This is a genomic window from Pseudomonas agarici (genome assembly GCF_900109755.1).
In the GTDB taxonomy this organism is placed as follows: Bacteria; Pseudomonadota; Gammaproteobacteria; order Pseudomonadales; family Pseudomonadaceae; genus Aquipseudomonas; species Aquipseudomonas agarici.
Map to the genome: position 1 here is coordinate 97,533 of NZ_FOAR01000009.1, position 19,962 is coordinate 117,494.

18 protein-coding genes are annotated in these 19,962 nt (G+C 57.5%); 9 read left to right on the forward strand and 9 right to left on the reverse strand.

All coding sequences use genetic code 11. The features are described from left to right. Positions 1-89 precede the first annotated feature (89 nt). Entirely contained in the window at positions 90-2,387 is a 2,298-nt protein-coding gene (locus BMX68_RS10710; protein WP_026013325.1) for a YgiQ family radical SAM protein, read from the forward strand. Between the two features lie 124 nt (positions 2,388-2,511). Here the strand turns inward: BMX68_RS10710 and BMX68_RS10715 are convergent, their stop codons facing one another. From BMX68_RS10715 to ssp4, 3 genes are read right to left on the reverse strand one after another with little or no spacing between them, the layout of a single operon-like run. Further along, positions 2,512-3,423, reverse strand: a complete 912-nt coding sequence (locus BMX68_RS10715) for a hypothetical protein (protein ID WP_017133313.1) — start codon at positions 3,421-3,423, stop codon at positions 2,512-2,514. Further along, positions 3,420-3,872 (reverse strand): hypothetical protein, encoded by a 453-nt coding sequence (locus BMX68_RS10720; protein WP_017133312.1) that lies wholly within the window; start codon positions 3,870-3,872, stop codon positions 3,420-3,422. The genes BMX68_RS10715 and BMX68_RS10720 overlap by 4 nt, the downstream gene beginning before the upstream one ends. Next, positions 3,872-4,783, reverse strand: a complete 912-nt coding sequence (gene ssp4, locus BMX68_RS10725) for an Ssp4 family T6SS effector (RefSeq protein WP_074862146.1) — start codon at positions 4,781-4,783, stop codon at positions 3,872-3,874. Before ssp4 ends, BMX68_RS10720 begins: the two co-directional genes overlap by 1 nt. Before the next feature lie 190 nt (positions 4,784-4,973). On the opposite strand from ssp4, the gene BMX68_RS10730 reads away from it, so the two are divergent. From BMX68_RS10730 to BMX68_RS25145, 3 genes are all read left to right on the forward strand, one after another. Next, entirely contained in the window at positions 4,974-5,462 is a 489-nt protein-coding gene (locus BMX68_RS10730; RefSeq protein ID WP_074862149.1) for an Hcp family type VI secretion system effector, read from the forward strand. Positions 5,463-5,594: 132 nt separating this feature from the next. Next, complete coding sequence (locus tag BMX68_RS10735; RefSeq protein ID WP_017130262.1) at positions 5,595-6,188, forward strand: hypothetical protein; 594 nt, start codon at positions 5,595-5,597, stop codon at positions 6,186-6,188. Positions 6,189-6,549: 361 nt separating this feature from the next. Then, a complete protein-coding gene (locus BMX68_RS25145) occupies positions 6,550-7,422 on the forward strand; it encodes a hypothetical protein (protein ID WP_017130261.1) in 873 nt (290 codons plus the stop codon). 246 nt (positions 7,423-7,668) lie between these two features. Here BMX68_RS25145 and BMX68_RS25895 read toward each other — a convergent pair whose 3' ends face one another. Then, the gene (locus tag BMX68_RS25895; protein WP_017130260.1) at positions 7,669-7,842 is read right to left on the reverse strand and encodes a hypothetical protein; all 174 of its coding nucleotides are present in this window, start codon (positions 7,840-7,842) and stop codon (positions 7,669-7,671) included. Between the two features lie 513 nt (positions 7,843-8,355). Here BMX68_RS25895 and azu point away from each other — a divergent pair. After that, positions 8,356-8,799, forward strand: a complete 444-nt coding sequence (azu, locus tag BMX68_RS10745) for an azurin (RefSeq protein ID WP_074862152.1) — start codon at positions 8,356-8,358, stop codon at positions 8,797-8,799. 36 nt (positions 8,800-8,835) lie between these two features. Here the strand turns inward: azu and BMX68_RS10750 are convergent, their stop codons facing one another. The 5 genes from BMX68_RS10750 to BMX68_RS10770 form a co-directional block, all read right to left on the reverse strand. After that, the gene (locus BMX68_RS10750) at positions 8,836-9,531 is read right to left on the reverse strand and encodes a hypothetical protein (RefSeq protein WP_017130239.1); all 696 of its coding nucleotides are present in this window, start codon (positions 9,529-9,531) and stop codon (positions 8,836-8,838) included. A gap of 109 nt (positions 9,532-9,640) precedes the next feature. Beyond that, positions 9,641-10,663, reverse strand: a complete 1,023-nt coding sequence (locus BMX68_RS10755) for a DUF1338 domain-containing protein (protein ID WP_017130238.1) — start codon at positions 10,661-10,663, stop codon at positions 9,641-9,643. Between the two features lie 264 nt (positions 10,664-10,927). Beyond that, positions 10,928-11,755, reverse strand: a complete 828-nt coding sequence (gene nadE, locus BMX68_RS10760; RefSeq protein ID WP_017130237.1) for an NAD(+) synthase — start codon at positions 11,753-11,755, stop codon at positions 10,928-10,930. 36 nt (positions 11,756-11,791) lie between these two features. Continuing rightward, positions 11,792-12,991, reverse strand: a complete 1,200-nt coding sequence (pncB, locus tag BMX68_RS10765; RefSeq protein ID WP_017130236.1) for a nicotinate phosphoribosyltransferase — start codon at positions 12,989-12,991, stop codon at positions 11,792-11,794. A gap of 134 nt (positions 12,992-13,125) precedes the next feature. Next, complete coding sequence (locus BMX68_RS10770; RefSeq protein ID WP_017130235.1) at positions 13,126-14,031, reverse strand: LysR family transcriptional regulator; 906 nt, start codon at positions 14,029-14,031, stop codon at positions 13,126-13,128. 325 nt (positions 14,032-14,356) lie between these two features. Between BMX68_RS10770 and amaB the strand changes: the two genes are divergently transcribed. From amaB to BMX68_RS10790, 4 genes are all read left to right on the forward strand, one after another. Then, a complete protein-coding gene (amaB, locus tag BMX68_RS10775; protein ID WP_017130234.1) occupies positions 14,357-15,847 on the forward strand; it encodes an L-piperidine-6-carboxylate dehydrogenase in 1,491 nt (496 codons plus the stop codon). A gap of 241 nt (positions 15,848-16,088) precedes the next feature. Next, entirely contained in the window at positions 16,089-17,372 is a 1,284-nt protein-coding gene (amaA, locus tag BMX68_RS10780; RefSeq protein ID WP_017130233.1) for an L-pipecolate oxidase, read from the forward strand. 361 nt (positions 17,373-17,733) lie between these two features. Further along, positions 17,734-18,867 (forward strand): branched-chain amino acid ABC transporter substrate-binding protein, encoded by a 1,134-nt coding sequence (locus BMX68_RS10785; RefSeq protein WP_017130232.1) that lies wholly within the window; start codon positions 17,734-17,736, stop codon positions 18,865-18,867. 179 nt (positions 18,868-19,046) lie between these two features. After that, positions 19,047-19,961 carry an ABC transporter permease subunit gene (locus BMX68_RS10790; RefSeq protein WP_017130231.1) on the forward strand — a complete coding sequence of 305 codons (915 nt, stop codon included), beginning with the start codon at positions 19,047-19,049 and terminating at the stop codon, positions 19,959-19,961. Position 19,962 lies beyond the last annotated feature (1 nt).

A 19,962-nucleotide genomic window follows, 5' to 3' on the forward strand; every position in this document is an offset into this window, starting at 1 on the left:
GGGTGGGTGCAGGTAAAACCGTCAGGCTTGATCAAAATTTGTGCTATATTCCGCGCCCGCGAATTTTCATCTCGACACCGGTCATCGCCATGCAAGCAGCCAAGCCGTTATTTGACTATCCCAAGTACTGGGCCGAATGTTTCGGGCCAGCGCCCTTTCTGCCCATGAGTCGGGAAGAGATGGATCAGCTTGGCTGGGATTCCTGCGACATCATCATCGTCACCGGTGACGCCTACGTTGACCATCCGTCCTTCGGCATGGCGATCATCGGTCGGCTGCTGGAGTCCCAGGGGTTTCGCGTGGGGATCATTGCCCAGCCGAACTGGCAGTCCAAGGATGACTTCATGAAGCTCGGCGAGCCGAACCTGTTCTTCGGAGTCGCGGCCGGCAACATGGACTCGATGATCAACCGCTACACCGCCGACAAGAAAATTCGCTCCGACGATGCCTATACGCCGGGCGGCCTGGCCGGCAAGCGTCCGGATCGCGCCAGCCTGGTCTATAGCCAGCGCTGTAAGGAGGCCTACAAGCATGTGCCGATCGTGCTCGGCGGTATCGAGGCTTCGTTGCGTCGGATCGCCCACTACGATTACTGGCAGGACCGTGTGCGCAACTCGATCCTGATCGACGCCTGCGCCGACATCCTGCTTTATGGCAACGCCGAGCGGGCGATTGTCGAAGTGGCCCAGCGCCTGTCCTACGGCCACAAGATCGAAGACATCACCGATGTGCGCGGCACCGCGTTCATTCGTCGCGACACGCCGCAAGGCTGGTACGAAATCGACTCCACGCGCATCGACCGTCCAGGCAAGATCGACAAGATCATCAACCCCTACGTCAATACCCAGGACACCCAGGCTTGTGCGATCGAGCAGGAAAAAGGGCCGGTGGAGGATCCGCAGGAAGCCAAGGTGGTGCAAATCCTCGCCAGCCCGAAGATGACCCGCGACAAGACCGTGATCCGTTTGCCGTCAGTGGAAAAGGTCCGCAACGACGCCGTGCTCTATGCCCACGCCAACCGTGTGCTGCACTTGGAAACCAATCCGGGTAACGCCCGTGCGCTGGTGCAAAAGCATGGCGAAGTGGATGTCTGGTTCAACCCGCCACCCATCCCGATGACCACCGAAGAGATGGACTACGTGTTCGGCATGCCGTACCAGCGGGTCCCGCATCCGGTGTATGGCAAGGAAAAGATCCCAGCCTACGACATGATCCGTTTCTCGGTGAACATCATGCGTGGCTGCTTCGGCGGTTGTACTTTCTGCTCGATCACCGAGCACGAAGGACGGATTATCCAGAACCGCTCCGAAGAGTCGATCATTCGCGAGATCGAGGAGATTCGCGACAAAGTCCCAGGTTTTACCGGGGTGATTTCCGACCTCGGCGGCCCGACCGCGAACATGTACCGCATTGCCTGCAAGAGCCCGCAAATCGAATCCGCGTGCCGCAAGCCGTCGTGTGTGTTCCCCGGTATCTGCCCGAACCTGAATACCGATCACTCGTCGCTGATCCAGCTCTATCGCAGCGCCCGTGCGTTGCCAGGGGTGAAAAAGATCCTGATCGCCTCCGGCCTGCGCTATGACCTGGCGGTCGAGTCACCGGAATATGTCAAAGAGCTGGTGACCCATCACGTCGGTGGGTACCTGAAGATCGCCCCGGAACACACCGAGGAAGGTCCGCTCAACCAGATGATGAAGCCGGGCATCGGCAGCTATGACAAGTTCAAGCGCCTGTTCGAGAAGTATTCCAAGGAAGCCGGGAAAGAGCAGTACCTGATTCCGTACTTCATCGCCGCGCATCCGGGCACCACCGACGAAGACATGATGAACCTGGCACTGTGGCTCAAGGGCAACGGTTTTCGCGCCGATCAGGTGCAGGCCTTCTACCCGTCGCCGATGGCCAGTGCCACGGCCATGTACCATTCGGGCAAGAACCCGTTGCGCAAGGTTACCTACAAGAGTGAGGCGGTGACCATCGTCAAGAGCGAAGAGCAGCGCCGGTTGCACAAGGCGTTCCTGCGCTACCACGATCCGAAGGGCTGGCCGATGCTGCGCGAAGCGTTACTGCGCATGGGGCGTGGCGACCTGATCGGGCCGGGCAAGCAGCAGTTGATCCCACTGCACCAGCCGGCGACCGACAGCTACCAGAGCGCCCGCCGGAAGAATTCGACGCCGGCTGGCAGTCACAAGGTGGCGAAAGAAACCACCACCAAGATCCTCACCCAGCACACCGGCTTGCCGCCGCGTGCCAGCGACGGTGGCAATGCTTGGGACAAGCGCGAACAGGCCAAGGCCGCCGCGTTCGCCCGCAACAAGCAAGCCGCCAAGGAGCGAGCCGACGCGGCCAAGGGCAAGAAGCCGGCGCGCAAACCGGTGGTGCCGCGCTGAAATCACGCGGCGCCCAGTGGCTCCTCGATACCCGCCACCAGCCTCCTAAGCCCGGCGCAAGCCGCGCTTAGGAGGCTGGTTGGAAATTTCACGAACATCCCCGCCGTACTTGATGACGCAGCCGTCAGCTTTCCTTTCGTTTCGCGGGACTGAGCAACTGTCTTTCAAGCAGAGTCAGTCGTCGACGGACTCTATCTCTGACCAGCATGACGCTGATTGCCCGACGATATTTTCGGCTGCTGATCACCCACAGACCCAGCACGCAAACACCCAGGGCAAGTAGTGCCACAAGGGTATATCGGGTCTCCTGCAGCAGCATGAGATTGATGGAAAAACTGGCGATTAACGATAGAAACAAAATCCATACCGGCCAAATGTGCCCCCTGAACTGTAAGAAACAACACCATGAAAGCACAAGGACAGTGGCTGCCTGGCCACTGAGAATAAATTCGAGTTCATGAAGATTAAAAGCAAAAAACTGAGGCAGCAAAAGGGGGATCGCAATAACGAGTGAGAGGATTGCCGATAGGCAGACGAGCCCCAAAACCCAGGTAAACCGGGTGATATAGGGCACGAAGGCCATATATTCCGCTAGCTTCAGCTCTGCAAGTTGCTCGGTTTTTCGTTGCCGTGCCCTGGTGAGAGCCACGCATGCGGCCATGGCCCGGCTAAAACGCCGGCTACCCAATAAACCGAGTCCCAGTGCGCCGCCGAGCAGGCTAAATAGGCCGAGCCAGCGATTGCCCTCAAGAAAACCAGTAAAAACTGCTATTACCAGACCGTTCAGGCGGGCAAAGGTAATCAATAGCTTCTTCGTTTCGACGGTGATAAAGCAGCTGCCGAGAAAGATAACCACGCTCAATAAAACAGCGAGGCGATTGATATCGCGCCATCCCAATGTAGAAAATTTTTCCAGGAATGCTTGAGTCACCAGAACGCCGCATATCCAGGCAATGGCTAAAGTGGAAAAGGTGGTGATAATGACAGGAAGAAATCTTAAAGCATGGCGGGTTCTTAAAAGTATAAATACATTCATGATTTTGCATGCCCTGCGCAGCGCTGGTGATGGCGCCATAGACGCAACTTTACGACATCCCGTCTCATTGCATGCTGGGACGTGCTGTTGAGCAACAGCAACCCCAGAAGAGGCGTGACCAGGCCGAGTATATAAAGAACAGGCGGAGCGCCGTACAGCAGTGTTGGCAAACTCAGTAACAGACAGCTAACCAATACCGCGACTTTAAACCAAACCCAGTGAACATGCCCCCACAGGATCGCGCTTTCGGCAAAAGAAAAGGCCATTACCACGGCGACGCCCCCGAGAACGACAACCGTGGATTGCACTCCAATAGGGGCTGATGGCAAGTAGGTCAGCATCAGCAGCAGTGCGGTGAATACGATGGAGAAGCACCCCAGTATTACTCCAGCTCCCCCCGTAAAGCTGTAGCGCGAAAGAGCGAGCAGTGGATTGAACTCTTGTCTCATTATCTCGCCTCTTCATATAGGCCAATAGCCAAGGCATTCACATTTCCTGAAAAAGCACTCCCGGAAAAGCTTAGAGTAGCGGCGACAGAGTCTTTGATATGAATCATTGTTGATTGATTGATAGCATTCTCTGAAAAACTTTTTGGTAGTTCTTTGGTCGCTTGCTTCAGTTTTATAAGTTTCCGAGTTAAGCTAGGATTTTTGATCGCCAGTACATTCTTTGTCAACTTTGCCCGCTCCTGGCGACTCATGCCTTTCAATACTTGACGGAAATTTTTGTTGATTGCCAATTTTATAATTTCCGTCACTCTCAAAGTTGTATATCCCGAAGCCCCTGCTCCTAACAAAGAAATATCATCGAGAGCCGCCACCATCCCTTGATACCATTCCTTGCTATCGAGTCGGTCGTTAAGCTTTGGGTTCACTAACTCTATAGCCACTCTGGTACCTCCGATGAGACATTGAGCGGAACTGGCGCTAGCAGCGGAAAGGCCGATAAAAGCAATGATTGAACTGGCACCTGAAGTGAATGGAATCAACACACTCCCAGCTCTCACCACCACCCAACTGAGATATGCTGCCGAGCAGGCTAATCCCATGCTTACCAGCTCCGCGACTAAACGCGACTCTCGCGGCTGCGTCTCCAGCGCCCGCGCAAACTCCAACGGCGCCATGTACCTGGGAGCCTCACGCAATATCACCTTTTTCGGCACAATGCTGCAAATCACCTGGAACTCGCGCAACGTTACTACCGTGAAATCGCTTTCGATGTACACCACGCCAGCGCCCGCTATCGCCGGGTCCGCATCGATAGCGCGAAATAGGCGTGGCAGATCGACTTTGCCCTCTACGCGCTGCCGAGCGTTGCTGTGCGCCCCGGGAACACCGCTTTTCAATAATTCGGAAATCATCCCATCATTCCCTGACCTGTTATGACGGTCTGGGAGCATAAGCAGTCCAATCAGCGGAAAATGTAGGACTTGCGAGTTAATGAGGTGGGCACATTCCCTTTCGCTGTTCCGCGCCTTGATCCAGACTGCCCCCTGCGAGGACAGTACCTGCCAACGCCAGTTCGGCGTGGATCAACGACACGGAGTGTGTATGGCAACCGATATGTTTTTGAAGCTGGGCGATATCAAAGGTGAGTCCAAAGACCAGCAACACCGGGACGAGATCGAAATCCAATCGATTCAATGGGGCATGAACCAGTCCGGCTCCATGCACACGGGCAGCGGTGGCGGTTCCGGCAAGGTCAGTATCAACAACTTGTCCTTCAGTAAATCCATGGACAAGTCATCCCCCAATCTGATGGCGGCGTGCTCCAGTGGCAAGCACTTTCCCGAAGCGACGCTCACCGTGCGCAAGGCCGGCGGCACCAGCCCGGTGGAATACCTGGTGATTACCCTCAAAGAAGTGATGGTGGCGTCCTATGGAACCAATGGCAATCAGGGTGAGGATATTTTGCATGAGGATATAGCGCTGAACTTCGCCAAGGTCGAAGTCAGCTACCAGCCGCAGAAAGCCGATGGTGGCAAGGATGGCGGGGTCATCAAGTATGGCTGGAATATTCGTGAGAACGTGAAGATTTGAACGAATCGCCCATTTTTTTCCTCGACAGTGAGCACCATCTGCCAGTCAAGCCAGTACTGATGATGTGCTTTAGTCACTTTTGTTTTTTGAAAAACATATGCAGTACTTTTTTATCAAGGAGCGAAAGTCACCATGCAGCAAAACCCTTATGCAACACCCGTTGCTGAACTGTCTGAGAGTCATGCCGAAACCCCCAGTTTTTTTGTTGTTTCCTGCTCGAAGCTCATCATCATGAATATGGGGACACTGGGTTATTATAGTTTTTATTGTTACTATAAAAACTGGAAAAACTACAAGCAGGCCTCGGGTGCTGCTATCTATCCGTTAGCTCGAGCTTTTTTTTCGATAATCTACATTTTTCCGTTGCTTTCCCTGATTCATGTGAAGTTGAAAAGCCAAGGTGATAAGCCACTGTGCCCGCCTTACTTGCTGGCATCGCTGATCATCGTATTGGGTTTTTCCGAGATGCTGTCTGAGTGGCTATTTAGCATGCCGTTCAGCACGGCGATGAGGTACGGCGTAATAGGCGCTCAGATCGGCTGGCTTATCTTCGTACAGCGAATGATCAATCGGGCTGAAGGCGATCCCGAAGGTAAAGGCAATTCTCGCCTGACACCGCTGAACTATTTTGGGGTCTGTGTTGGCCTGACCCTGTGGGTGCTGATGATTTACGCGATCACTGTATTACTGATGAACGGCGAGCTGCCATTCGGCATCAGATTGTAGGTCGGGTTTAGGAGCCGTGGTGTTCAATCGCTCGTAACTAACGGCGAGTGAGCGAGGATTGTTCGTGTGGCCGATGATCACATACGACCCCGCGTGGGCTCTACGGGCTGGCGTTGTTGCTCCCCTTGTAAGGGTTGTTGTTTCTCAACAGCCAAGGCCTGCGGGACATGTGCGGAAAACGGGTACAAGTCCGCCATCAACGCCAGAGCCTGCGCCGCTCCTTGTCGAGCGGCGATAGGGTGCTCAAACGGAGGCTTCCGACTCCGAGCACGCGCTGCCGGTCAAGCCCGTAAGCCTCGTTCTTTTTCAAGGTGGGTGTCAGATCAAGTCGAGACTTTTACAAAAATATGAGGTTAAAGGGATGAATGTGTTGTCCATGTTGTCAGCTGGTGACAAATGTCGGTTTTTACCTATATTGATTCTCTTACTTCTGATCGCCATCCTCTCGTGGCTCAGCAGTGCTTTTCTGATCCAGGATTTTGCCAGTCGAGTGCTATTTCTAGGTAAGTATAATTCTATTCTAGTAAGCTTGGTTTTAAGTGTTTTATTGGTTTTTTTCGCATGCCTGGCTAGTCGAATATTGATGGGGCGTGTCGTGTTGTTTTTTACCCTGCAATGTTTGTTGCCGGCTACCATCTTGACCTTTATCGGCGGCAATCGGCTACTCTGCTCCTTGACTATATTTCTGGGGGTTCTCGGATTATTTGTAATGGGTCGACGACGTTGTTTGCAAGCTATTCATGTTTTGGGCGCGTCCAATCACCAGCCTGATTCGATTATCCTCTCGTTGAGATTGAATCACTATATGTGGTGGCAGCCGTATGCGGCGCGGTATGGGTTGATTCACATAGGTGTATGGATGTCTGCAACATTTTCATTGACAATGACTGGTTTAGCGCTAATGAACTATTACTTGCTTCCATATGGTTATATGCCGTTTGCTTGTGTTGGGGCGGCCCTCTTGATGTGTGGGTCCTTCTTTTTCTCGATTCAAGGAAGCTTCAAAGGCGCTTGGGTGTTGTTTTTTATATTGATATTTTGCCTGTTTTCCTGCCTGCCATTGATATTGGAATTTCGGCACAAGACTTTGGCGCTGTTGAGTTTTGTATTTCCAGCGGTCGGTTTGTATTGGATGAGTACTCGCCGATACCAGCGGGGCCTCAAGGTTTTGGCGGTAGCTCGACGAGCTCGTCTAAGGCTCGAGGCATTGGAGGCAGCCATTCTTAAAACCTGAGCCTGCCCGCCTTTTTTTGTGCGCCCTTGCGTACCACGCCCTCAAACTGGCGCGATTCTGCTGTCGCGCTTGGCTGAGCGAGTACAACCCACGCCGAAGGCGCAGGATTTGCAGGATGGCATTTTGCGCGCTTCGGTTTAAGCCCTGGCTCGCAACTGGTACGCCGAGTCGATCCCTATCGTGTCGCGGGCTTTACCTGACGCTTACAAGGCTGCACACACAAGTCCGGTTCTGACAGGGATGATCTCAAGCGTCCGGCGCTTGCTCTTTTTCTTCGCTATCTTCAACGGTGACGCTTTCTGCTTCGGGGTTCAGCAACGCATCGGCCTCGGCTTTCTTGCGTTGTAGCTTTTCCTCTTTCTTCTGTTCCTTGGCCAGATCTCGTTGACGTTTGGCGAAGGAGTAATTGGGTTTGGCCATGGGCGATCCTCTGGGGTCGAAGGTGAGGTTGAGCGGCGCATATTCTGCCTGTGTTCGTCACGCAGCACACGTAACAATGACACCGGCCCGGCAAGCTCAGTCTCCAGAGTAAAGGTTGGCCGACCAGGCTCCAAGCTTTAAAGCTCGTGTAGTGGCGTTTCACAGATGCCGCAGGCACCACAGGCGTAGGCGGCGAGCAAGCTGTATAGCAAGCTGTTGAGAGGCATGGCAGACGCTCCGATAGATAATGAAGGACTAAGCTCGGTACGACATGTATCTGCGCTCGCCCGGGCGGCGCTGAAAGCTTGCTCGCCTGGCCTTCGCTCGAGAACATTTGTTACGGACCCTAATCCTAGGCTTGGCCGGCTCGTCTGGTTGGTTGATTGTATCCATCGAGGCGATAGCCTGGAATTGTATACAGTCTATTGAGTCAGATCATGGAAAGCCTGGGTGTTTTTTGCCAGTCTTCCCGTTTGATCCGTTGATTTTCATACCCTACCTCGGAGATTTACGATGTTTGCTAAAGTCGTTGCGGTGTCTTTGTTGACTCTGGCCAGTGGCCAATTGTTGGCTGCCGACTGCTCGGTCACTGTCGATTCCACCGATCAGATGTCCTTCAATACCAAGGAAATCACGATTGACAAAAGCTGCAAGACATTCACTGTGAACCTGACCCATTCCGGCAGCCTGCCGAAGAATGTCATGGGCCATAACCTGGTGTTGAGCAAGACCTCCGATATGGCCGGTATTGCCACCGATGGCATAGCCGCCGGGATCGACAAGAATTATCTGAAAGACGGCGACGATCGTATCATCGCCCACACCAAGATCATCGGCGCTGGCGAGAAGGACTCGGTGAGCTTTGAGGTGTCGAAAGTGGCCGAGGGGCAATACGGGTTCTTCTGCTCGTTCCCAGGTCATATCTCGATGATGAAAGGCACTGTCACGGTCAAGTAACGGCCTTTGTCGCACCTGATCCCGCGCCGTGCGGGATCAGGACTGATCGCTTCTCCTTAGCTCCAGGCGAATCGTCCTTCCCTCCAATTCCTGGCGGCTGAATACGCCACCAAGCTGTTTGCGCTTGTAGTCATTGCTAAGCACCTGCCATTGTTCGTCGACGCTGTAGCAATTCAGGGTTTTCTGTGGCTCGACACCTGCCGGCGCCTCCTGTTCTTGCCAGTCGCAGAGGCCGCGATAGTGTTTTTCCCCCAAAGACGGAAAGCCCGACACGCCCGCGCGCAGATCATCGCGCAGGGTAATGGCGCCGCTGTTGGTGATGCTGCGTTGATGGTGGTCCTGGCCATAGAACGCTTCGGTCTCGAAGCTCACCTCGCTCAGGGAGAGCTGGCAATCAGGCAGTTCATAGCCGGTGGGGATGTTGAAGTCGAAGTCGCGGTTGGCGTCTGCCGGACGAGTGTCGAAATGCAGCGTCGGATGCAGGTAGGGACAGCCCGCCTGCTGGCGGTCGGGTGCGTAGCGGGCGCTGGCGCGCAAGGCCGTCTGGCTGGGCATGGCGCCGGTCAGGGTGAAGTATTCCTGGCTGGGGCGCCCGTTGGCGGTGGCGCTTGACTGACGGGTGGCAATGGCGATCCAGCATAGCGCTCCGATCAGCCCGATCAGCGGGATGAACCAGGGGCGCTGGAACAGAGAGGTGGCGCGGATATGAGGAGTTTTGTGCTGGAACAACATCGGCGGCAGTCCTGACCAACAAGGGTTGGCGCAGACTGCCGAGGTGTGTTCGGTGTCTCAAGAGTTACCGAAGAAAAAAGAAATTTCCTACGAGATGCAGGCGGCTGTTTCAAGCTTTCGAGGCCGTCATCTTGAAAATGCCCTGGGCGTTGCTGCTGTCGAAGTTCAAGTCGAGCCGGTTGGTTTGCGGATCGATCCGGCGCTGGATGAACTCGACGAAGGAGCCTGGGACTGAATGTTCGCGGTACTGGCCTTGGGCGTCGATCAGTCCGCGGCTGACTGTGCAGGCGCGGTAGGCGGTCTGCATCACCCGGCCTGAAGCTGAGACTTCGATGCTGTCCTTCATCGGGCGCTGGCGTTGCTGCTGTTGCGCTACCGTGGCCTCCAGGTCGGCGACGCGGTCGGTGAGGTGGTTGAAGCTGTTGCCTTCGGTGGCGATCCAGGCCATTTCCGCGCTTTCGGCGAGCAGGGCTTGGTAGTCCGCCTGGTGCACCGCGCCGTGTTGCCGGCCAAAGGCCCGGTACAGCGCCGGCAGCAGGACCAGGGCTTCGGCCAGGTGGCAATGGCGGGTCAGTCGCAGGCGCTGGAGAATGCTCAGATGTTCAGCCTGCAGCGGATCACGGCTGGAGGCGAGCACACGTGCGACGGCGTTCTGGAAGGTTTCGCTGAAACGTCCCGGATGCAGTTCGGAGACAAAGAACTGGGCGATATCTTCGGGTAGGTCCATCTGGCGATAGCCCCAGCCAGTCATGCCCAGCCTGGTCAGCGGATAGGTACGCACATCGGTGAAGCCCAGGGGCTCCAGCAATCGCGAGAAAGCCAGGCGCCCGCGCGGCAACTCGCCGTTCTCGCTCCAGTCGACAGTGCGGATGGCGCCGTGGTCGAACACCACCTTGCGCCCGTCTTCGGCTTGTTCTTCCACATAATCGCGGCCATCGGGAACGGCCTCTACCAGTTTGTGGAACAGACACAGGTTCAGGGCTTCGGCCAACCAGACCCGGTGCAGGGCGTCGTCGCCGTGGGAGAAATCATGCAATGCCGGCGGCACCTCGACATGTTTTTCCAGCCACTGGGCGGCAGGTTGGCCGAGCACGGAAGCGACAAGGGCGAACAGGCCTTCGAAGGAGGACATTGGGGCAGGACTCGGGCGACAAAAATGAGCCCCTATGAAAGCCTTTGAATGGGAACCGGGCAAGCGAAAAAAAAAGCTGGGGTCATTCCGTTTTGTCGGGTTCAAGCGTGAGTGCGCCAATCCGATGTGGCGAGCGGGTAAGCCCGCCCGCCCTTTCCATCTAGTGGCCTGTACGGTGAGTTCGTTAGCTCAAGTTCGCAGGCCACACGTCCAGGGTCAGGGCGCTGTGACCCGCTAGCCGGGCTATGGCGAGAAATAGCAACCCTACGGTGCGAATGGCATCTCGCGCTTATGGTGAGTCTTTTCGTAGGTCCGACAGATGATATCGAAGGCTTCCTGGCGTACTGGTTCACCGTGCAGGAAGGCGTCGATTTCGGCATAGGTCACGCCATGAGACGCTTCATCCGGCTTGCCCGGCGACAAGTCTTCGAGATCGGCGGTGGGTATCTTTTCAACCAACGATTCAGGTGCCCCGAAGCTGCGGGCAATCGCCCGGACCTGGTTCTTTACCAGACCGCTGAGGGGCGCCAGATCACAGGCACCGTCGCCGAATTTGGTGAAGAAGCCCATCACCGCTTCCGCCGCGTGGTCGGTACCGATGACCAAACCATTGGCGGCGCCGGCGATGGTGTATTGCGCGACCATGCGCATACGCGCCTTGGTGTTGCCCAGCACGAAGTCTCGCGAGACCGCCGCCTTGCCCTCAAAGGCGGCGACTTCGCTGGCCAGCGACTTGACCGCCGGGCCGATGTTTACGGTATGGCACTCGTCAGGATCGATGAAGTTCACCGAGGCGGTGGCGTCGTGTTCGTCGAACTGAGTTTCATAGGGCAGGCGCACGGCGATAAAACGGTACTGCGTATCGCCAGTGCTTTCACGCAGTTCACGTATGGCGCGCTGGGCCAGCAAGCCGGCGGTCAGGGAGTCGACGCCGCCGCTGATGCCTAGCACCAGGGTCTTGAGGCCCGAGTTGCGCAAGCAATTGTGGATAAAGGCGACGCGTCGGGCCATCTCGGCCTCGAGGGCCGCGTAGTTGGCGAACGGCGGTTGGACCTTGAGCTGTTCAGCAATCTGGCGCTGTACCGTTTGCATGATTCACTCCTCACGTAACATTCAATCGAAAACAGATTAATCGGTCACCTGGAACACATGGCGCAGGTAGGCAACGAAGTTCGGATCCTTGCACTGGGCCTTGCCCGGCTCGTCGGAAATCTTCGCTACGGGCTGACCGTTGCAGGCGGTCATTTTAAGCACGATGCTCATCGGGTCCACACCTGGAATGTCACAGGTGAGGTGGGTGCCGATGCCGAAGCTGACATTGATCCGCGCGCGCAGGGCGCGGAATATCTCCAGAGCCTTGGGCAGGCTGAGGCTGTTGGAGAACACCAGGGTTTTGCTCATCGGGTCGATGCCCAATTGGTGATAACGGGCTATGCATTTTTCGCCCCAATGCACCGGGTCGCCGGAGTCATGACGCAAACCGTCGAACAGCTTGGCGAAATACAGGTCGAAATCGCGCAGGAAGGCGTCCGTGGTGATGCAATCCGTCAGGGCGATACCCAGTAGCCCGCGGTACTCGCGAACCCAGCAATCGAGTGCGGCGATCTGGCTGTCGATCAGCCGGGGGCCGAGTTGTTGGTGGGCCATGATCCATTCGTGGGCCATGGTGCCCAAGGGTTTCATGGCGAACTCGCGGGCCAGGTGCACATTGCTGGTGCCGACGAAGCGCCCTGGGAAGTCATGTTTGAGTACGCTGACCACCTCCTCCTGGACCCGGTAGGAGAAACGCCGGCGAGTGCCAAAATCGGCGACCTGCAACTCGGCGAGCTCGTCGGCGGTGGCGTTGGCGGTCAGCCAGTCGAACTTGCGATACAACTGCTCGCGGGCTTGGCTCAGCAGGGTTTGCTGATAGCGGTAGCGGTTGCGCACCTCACTGACGATCGCCAACAGGGGCACCTCGAACAGAATCACGTGCAGCCATGGTCCGCGCAGGCGGATGAATAGCTCGCCGTTTTCGATCCCGGCGTGCACGTAGCGCAGGTTGAAGCGGAACAGGCCGAGAAAGCGCAGGAAGTCCGGCTTGAGGAAGCTGATGCGCTCCAGGAAACTCAACTGATCGGCACTCAGGCTCAACTCTGCCAGGCACTCGATCTGGTAACGAATTTGCGTCAGGTAGGGACGCAGGTCTTCGCTGTTGCGGCAACGAAAATCCCATTCGACTTCGACGTTCGGGTAGTTGTGCAGTACCGCCTGCATCATGGTCAGTTTGTAGAAGTCGGTGTCGAGCAGGTTCTGCACGATGCAATCGCCGAAGGCCTTATCGCTCATAACGAATATCTCCATGCCGGTCACCGCTGACGGCGTTCTGGCAGTGTTTAAGTGAGTGCCACTAGTGGCGCATACCCGTGGGCCGTTTTACCAGCGATTTTTATCGAGACAGCGTGCCCGCTCATCGGCGGGGATCAGGCGTGAATGGGAGGGGCAATCTGCTCCAGCATCCAGCGCACGAAATCCCGCACCTTCGGCACGTCCGCCGAATGCTCCGGGTACGCCAGGTAATAGGCGTCATGGCTGGGCATCGCATGCTGCCAGGGAACGACCAACTTGCCGTCGGCCAGTTCCTCTTCCACCAGGAATCGTGGCAGCAAGGCCACGCCACAACCGACCTGCGCTGCGCGAATGCATATGTAGAAGGTTTCGAAGCGCGGCCCGTGGTAGCTGTGCTCGGTCTGATAACCTTGGCTTTCGAACCAATCATGCCAGGCCTGGGGGCGTGAGGCGTTCTGCAACAGGACCAGGTCGCTCAACTGCCTCGGGTCGACGAACGGCTTGTCCGGCAGGCTGGAAGGCGCGCATACGGGCACCAGTTCTTCGCTGAACAGCTTCACGCACTCGGTGCCTGGGCGCGAGCCCGGGCCGAAATAGAATGCCAGGTCGCTGCGGCCTTGCAGGAGGTCGTCGGCTTGCTGCTCGTTGCACAGATCCAGGTGAATGTGCGGGTGACGCAGGCGCCACCCCTTGAGCCGTGATACTAGCCAGCGAGCGCCGAAGGTCGAAGGCGTGGACACTCGCAGGACTTCGGTCTCGCCGCCGTAGGAGCGCAGGTAATGTGTCGATATTTCCATCTGGGTCAGGATTTTTCGGACTTCAATCAGGTATAGATCGCCCGCTGGCGTCAGTTGCAGGCGCCGCCGAATCCGGCGGAACAGCAGGTGCTGGAGTAACGCCTCAAGCTGCGCGACCTGTTTGCTGACGGCGCTCTGGGTAAGATTCAGCTCTTGCGCCGCGCGGGTGAAGCTCAAATGGCGGCTGACGGCCTCGAAGCATTGCAGGGCGGTGATTGAGGGCAGGTGTCTTTTATTCAGCATAAACGGGCCTTTTTTCCTGTTGCTTGCGCTGCATGAATAAACGGAATGATATCTCGCCTAAAGGTCGTTTGTTGGTAAGTCTCGGCACCGCTACAACTAGATGCCTGTGTGGTGAATTTTATGAGTCAATTTCGGATGCCACACGTCCCTGGCCGGCGTTGCTGTTGCTCGCCATAGCCTGGCTAGACGAGTCACCGCGCCTTGGCCATGGACGTGTGGCCTCCGAACTCGAGCTAACGAAGTCACCGTACAGGCCACTAAGCGGTTCGAAATGCCGTGTTTCTCGGCTGAAGATTTCCAATTCCCGTCTCAAGGAGTGACTCCCATGATTACCGCATTGCTCGATCGTCTTGGCGTGAACCCGGCGTTGTATCAACAGGGCAGGCAGCCTGTGCATTCGCCCATCGACGGCAGTCGCATCGCCTCCGTGAGCTGGCAAAGCCCAGCCGAAGTGGAACAGCAGGTCAGCCGCGCCGAGCGCGCCTTCGAGGCCTGGCGCAACGTACCGGCACCGCGTCGCGGCGAGCTGGTGCGCCGGTTCGGTGAAGTCCTGCGCCAATACAAGGCCGAGCTGGGCGAGTTGGTGTCTTGGGAAGCCGGCAAGATTACCCAGGAAGGCCTGGGTGAAGTGCAGGAAATGATCGATATCTGCGACTTTGCGGTCGGTCTGTCGCGCCAGCTCTACGGTTTGACCATCGCCTCCGAGCGTCCGGGCCATCATATGCGCGAATCCTGGCATCCGCTGGGGGTGGTCGGGGTGATCAGTGCCTTCAACTTCCCGGTCGCGGTCTGGGCCTGGAACACCGCACTGGCGCTGGTCTGCGGCAACGCGGTGATCTGGAAACCGTCGGAAAAGACCCCGTTGACCGCGCTGGCCTGCCAGGCGCTGTTGGCGCGCGTGCTGAAAGACTTCGACGACGCCCCGGAGTCTCTCAGCCAGGTCATCATCGGTGGTCGCGATGCTGGCGAAGCTTTGGTCGATGACCCGCGTGTGGCGCTGATCAGCGCCACCGGCAGTACTCGCATGGGGCGCGAGGTGGCCCCGAAGGTCGCCGCCCGTTTCGGTCGTTGCATCCTTGAGCTGGGTGGCAACAACGCGATGATTCTCGGTCCGAGCGCCGACCTGGATATGGCGGTGCGCGCCATTTTGTTCAGCGCCGTCGGCACCGCTGGTCAGCGCTGCACCACATTACGCCGACTGATTGCCCACGAATCGATCAAGGATGAGATCGTCAACCGTCTCAAGGCGGCGTACTCCAAGGTGCGCATCGGCCATCCGCTGGAAGGCAACCTGGTCGGTCCGCTGATCGACAAGCATAGCTTCGAGGCCATGCAAGATGCCCTTGAGCAGGCCTTGAGCGAGGGTGGCCGGGTATTTGGCGGCAAGCGCCAGTTGGCGGAGCAGTTTGCCAATGCCTATTACGTCTCGCCAGCCATCGTCGAGATGCCGGAGCAGAGCGAAGTGGTCTGCAGCGAGACCTTCGCGCCGATCCTGTATGTGATCGGCTACAGCGACTTCGCCCAAGCCTTGCGCCTGAATAATGCGGTGCCACAAGGCCTGTCGTCGTGCATCTTCACCACAGACGTGCGCGAGGCCGAGCAATTTATGTCGGCGGTGGGCAGCGATTGCGGGATCGCCAACGTTAATATCGGCCCGAGCGGGGCGGAGATCGGCGGGGCGTTCGGCGGTGAGAAGGAAACCGGGGGAGGGCGTGAGTCGGGTTCGGATGCGTGGCGCGGCTACATGCGGCGCCAGACCAATACCGTGAACTACTCGCTGGAGCTGCCGTTGGCCCAGGGTATTACCTTCGACTGACGGAGGCGCTAGTGGCCCGTGTGGTGAGTTCTATGAGCCAATTTCGGCGCCACCGGCCCCTGGCCGGCGTTGCTGTTGCTCGCCATAGCCCGGCCAGACGGGGCGCAGCGCCTTGGCCATGGACGGGTGGCTTGCGAACTTGAGCTAACAAACTCACCGTATAGGCGACCAGGCCGGCCTTCGCCACACGATGAAGCAAGTTTGGAATGGGTTGTTTGGGTTTCATTTTCGGAGTCTGGCAATGCCGTTACGCGAAGAGTGTCTATGGGAAAAACTGACGCCGCAGCGACCTGCGGCGGCGCGCTTCAAGGGTGAGTTGAGCGTCGATGTCTGCGTGATCGGCGCCGGTATCACCGGCCTGTCCGCGGCAATCCACTTGTTGGAGCAAGGCAAGCGCGTCTGCGTGCTCGAAGCCCATCGCGTCGGCCATGGCGGCTCCGGGCGCAATGTCGGACTGGTCAATGCCGGCCTGTGGATTCCCCCGGACGAGATCGAGGCCGGTTTCGGCGCAGCCGTGGGCAGCCAGCTCAATCACATGCTCGGCGGCGCTCCGGCGCTGGTGTTCAGTTTGATCGATAAATATGCCATCGATTGCCAACTGCGCCGTGAAGGCACCTTGCACATGGCCCACAATGCCCGTGGCGAGGCCGATCTGCGCCGCCGCGAAGAACAGTGGAAGCGGCGTGGCGCGCCGGTGGAGCTGCTGACCGGCGGCGCTTGCGCAAGTGCAACCGGGACCAAAAAGATCGCTAGCGCGTTGCTCGATCGACGTGCCGGCACCCTCAATCCCATGGCCTACACCTCGGGCCTGGCCCAGGCCGCCGCCGGACTCGGCGGGTTATTGTTCGATCATTCACCGGTCACCCGCCTGGAGCGTCAAGGCCTGCGCTGGTCGGTGTGCACGGCTGCTGGGGCGGTCAGCGCCGAGCAGGTGGTCATTGCCTCTAACGCCTACACCGAAGGCGAGTGGACCGAGCTGCGGCGCAATTTCTTTCCCGGTTACTATTATCAGGTTGCGTCCAGTCCGTTGACCGAAGAGGCTGCGCGGCAAATCCTGCCGGGAGGGCAGGGGGCTTGGGATACCCGCCAGGTGCTCAGCAGCATCCGACGCGATGCCGACGGTCGACTGCTGCTGGGCAGCCTCGGCAATGGCAACCGCAAACCCGCCTGGTTCCTGCGCACTTGGGCCGATCGAGTGCAGCGGCACTATTTTCCCTATCTGAAAAAGGTCGATTGGGAGTACACCTGGACCGGCTGTATCGCTTTTACCCCCGATCACCTGATGCGCCTGTTCGAGCCGGCGCCCGGCTTAGTGGCGGTTACCGGTTATAACGGTCGCGGCGTCACCACCGGAACGGTGGTCGGCAGGGCCTTCGCCGATTACCTGTGTAACGGAAATCCACTGGCCTTGCCGATTCCCTTCGGACCAACGCGTCCGGTCCCGGCGGCGGGGCTGCGCAGTTGCCTGTACGAGGCCGGATTTTCGCTGTATCACGCGGGGCAGTGTCTGCGAATTGTTATTTGATACAACAAAAGCGCCCATCCGGACGGCGCTTTTGCCCAATGCAGCTAGCCTGTAATGGTGCGCGATGTAGCAGTTGCGCACAGGGAATGTGCAGTTCGGTGACACGCGTTGTTACAGGGCGGTTGCACGCCTTTTCAGTTGCGTGGTTGCAGTAGTGGCACTTTGAAGTTGCACCTTTTTAAAAAAAGGTTTCACCTTCAGCGGTTTAGACGGTTGCACGTACCGGTAAAAAGCGCCCGAAACAGACCATAAAACAATAAGACAGGGACTTTTTGCAGAACAAAAAACCTATGGCACGCCCCTTGCTCTGAGCGTTCAGTGAAGTCGCAGTGCCAATCTAAAAAAATCGGAGCACCACCTCATGTCCCAGACGTTTTACAAGAAAGGCTTTGTAGCCCTCGCAGTGGCTGCTGCGTTGGGTGTTTCTGCGTTTGCTCGGGCGGATCTGAAGATCGGCGTAGCGGGGCCTATGACCGGTGCCAACGCCGCATTTGGCGAGCAGTACATGAAAGGTGCACAAGCGGCGGCCGATGTGATCAACGCGGCTGGCGGCGTCAACGGCGAGAAAATCGTGCTGGTCAAGGGCGATGACGCTTGCGAACCGAAACAGGCAGTGACGGTCGCCAAGAATTTGAGCAATCAGAAGGTGGCCGGCGTTGTCGGGCATTTCTGCTCTTCTTCGACTATCCCAGCGTCGGAAATCTACGACGAGGCTGGCATCATTGCCATTACTCCGGGCTCCACCAACCCGCAAGTGACCGAGCGCGGCCTGTCGGCTATGTTTCGTATGTGTGGGCGTGACGACCAGCAGGGTATCGTCGCCGGTGACTACATCGTCGATATACTCAAGGGCAAGAAAGTCGCGGTCATCCATGACAAGGACACCTATGGCCAAGGTCTGGCCGATGCCACCAAGGCTCAATTGATCAAGCGCGGCGTGACCCCGGTGATCTACGAGGGTCTGACCCGTGGCGAGAAGGACTTCAGCGCCCTGGTCACCAAGATTCGTGCGGCCGGTGCCGACGTGGTCTACTTCGGTGGCTTACATCCGGAAGCCGGCCCCCTGGTCAAGCAACTGCGCACCGAAGGCCTGAAGAACGTCAAGTTCATGTCCGATGACGGTATTGTGACCGACGAGCTGGTGACTACCGCCGGTGGCCCGCAATACGTCGACGGTGTGCTGATGACCTTCGGTGCCGACCCACGCCTGTTGCCCGACAGCAAGGCGGTCGTTGAGCAATTTCGCAAGGCCGGTACCGAGCCTGAAGGTTACACGCTGTACGCCTATGCTTCGATTCAGACACTGGCTGCCGGCTTCAACGGCGCCAAATCGAACAAGGGCGAAGACGCGGCCAAATGGTTGAAGGCCAATCCAGTCAAGACCGTGATGGGTGAGAAGGCCTGGGATGGCAAGGGCGACCTGAAGGTCTCCGACTACGTGGTTTACCAGTGGGACGCGAGCGGCAAATACCATCAGTTGGAAAAACAGAAGTGACATGAAAGCCCGAACCGGCCAGCACTTTTGGACACTGGTCGGTCGTCATGCGTGTCCGTGCAGTAGCAGTACCTGTCTTTTCTCGTAGAACTGCACATGGCTGTACCGCGGCGGCGGTTGAACCCCGGTCCGTCGCGATGCGCTTCTGTACAGTCTCTCCAAATGCGTGAGATTGCGTTATGGATGGTATTTTCCTGCAGCAACTGGTTAACGGTCTGACCCTCGGGTCGGTCTATGGCCTGATCGCTATCGGCTACACAATGGTCTATGGCATCATCGGCATGATCAACTTCGCCCATGGCGAGGTTTATATGATTTCCGCCTACCTCGCGGCAATCAGTCTGGCTCTGCTGGCTTACTTCGGGATTGAATCCTTCCCGCTGCTGATGCTCGGTACCTTGATCTTCACCATCGTCGTCACCGGCGTGTATGGCTGGACCATCGAGCGCATCGCCTACAAACCGCTGCGCAACTCTACCCGCCTGGCCCCGCTGATCAGCGCCATCGGTATTTCGCTGATCCTGCAGAACTACGCACAGATCGCCCAGGGCCCGAAACAGCAAGGGGTTCCGACGCTGCTCACCGGCGCCTGGCGCATCGACATCGGCACCGGCTTCGTGCAACTGACCTACACCAAGGTCTTTATCCTGATCGCCGCTTTTTTTGGCATGGGCCTGCTGACCTACGTCATCAAATACACCAAGCTTGGCCGCATGTGCCGCGCCACCCAGCAAGACCGCAAGATGGCCTCGATTTTGGGGATCAACACCGATCGTGTGATCTCCTATGTATTCGTCATCGGCGCGGCGATGGCCGCCTTGGCCGGGGTGCTGATCACCCTGAACTACGGCACCTTCGATTTCTACGCCGGCTTCGTCATCGGCATCAAGGCGTTTACCGCTGCGGTACTCGGCGGGATCGGCTCGCTGCCGGGCGCGATGCTTGGCGGGGTGATCCTGGGGATCTCCGAGTCGCTGTTCTCCGGCTTGGTCAACTCGGACTACAAGGACGTCTTCAGCTTTTCGCTGCTCGTTCTCGTCCTGGTCTTTCGGCCCCAAGGCCTGCTCGGCCGTCCTCTTGTGTCGAAGGTATAAG

Coding starts and splice junctions, on each gene's coding strand:
- BMX68_RS10715 (WP_017133313.1), bottom strand. CDS start 3,423: ATGAATGTATTTATACTTTTAAGAACCCGCCATGCTTTAAGATTTCTT.
- ssp4 (WP_074862146.1), bottom strand. CDS start 4,783: ATGATTTCCGAATTATTGAAAAGCGGTGTTCCCGGGGCGCACAGCAAC.
- BMX68_RS10785 (WP_017130232.1), top strand. CDS start 17,734: ATGTCCCAGACGTTTTACAAGAAAGGCTTTGTAGCCCTCGCAGTGGCT.
- amaB (WP_017130234.1), top strand. CDS start 14,357: ATGATTACCGCATTGCTCGATCGTCTTGGCGTGAACCCGGCGTTGTAT.
- BMX68_RS25145 (WP_017130261.1), top strand. CDS start 6,550: ATGAATGTGTTGTCCATGTTGTCAGCTGGTGACAAATGTCGGTTTTTA.
- BMX68_RS10720 (WP_017133312.1), bottom strand. CDS start 3,872: ATGAGACAAGAGTTCAATCCACTGCTCGCTCTTTCGCGCTACAGCTTT.
- BMX68_RS10735 (WP_017130262.1), top strand. CDS start 5,595: ATGCAGCAAAACCCTTATGCAACACCCGTTGCTGAACTGTCTGAGAGT.
- BMX68_RS25895 (WP_017130260.1), bottom strand. CDS start 7,842: ATGGCCAAACCCAATTACTCCTTCGCCAAACGTCAACGAGATCTGGCC.
- azu (WP_074862152.1), top strand. CDS start 8,356: ATGTTTGCTAAAGTCGTTGCGGTGTCTTTGTTGACTCTGGCCAGTGGC.
- BMX68_RS10770 (WP_017130235.1), bottom strand. CDS start 14,031: ATGCTGAATAAAAGACACCTGCCCTCAATCACCGCCCTGCAATGCTTC.
- BMX68_RS10790 (WP_017130231.1), top strand. CDS start 19,047: ATGGATGGTATTTTCCTGCAGCAACTGGTTAACGGTCTGACCCTCGGG.
- BMX68_RS10750 (WP_017130239.1), bottom strand. CDS start 9,531: ATGTTGTTCCAGCACAAAACTCCTCATATCCGCGCCACCTCTCTGTTC.
- amaA (WP_017130233.1), top strand. CDS start 16,089: ATGCCGTTACGCGAAGAGTGTCTATGGGAAAAACTGACGCCGCAGCGA.
- BMX68_RS10730 (WP_074862149.1), top strand. CDS start 4,974: ATGGCAACCGATATGTTTTTGAAGCTGGGCGATATCAAAGGTGAGTCC.
- BMX68_RS10755 (WP_017130238.1), bottom strand. CDS start 10,663: ATGTCCTCCTTCGAAGGCCTGTTCGCCCTTGTCGCTTCCGTGCTCGGC.
- nadE (WP_017130237.1), bottom strand. CDS start 11,755: ATGCAAACGGTACAGCGCCAGATTGCTGAACAGCTCAAGGTCCAACCG.
- BMX68_RS10710 (WP_026013325.1), top strand. CDS start 90: ATGCAAGCAGCCAAGCCGTTATTTGACTATCCCAAGTACTGGGCCGAA.
- pncB (WP_017130236.1), bottom strand. CDS start 12,991: ATGAGCGATAAGGCCTTCGGCGATTGCATCGTGCAGAACCTGCTCGAC.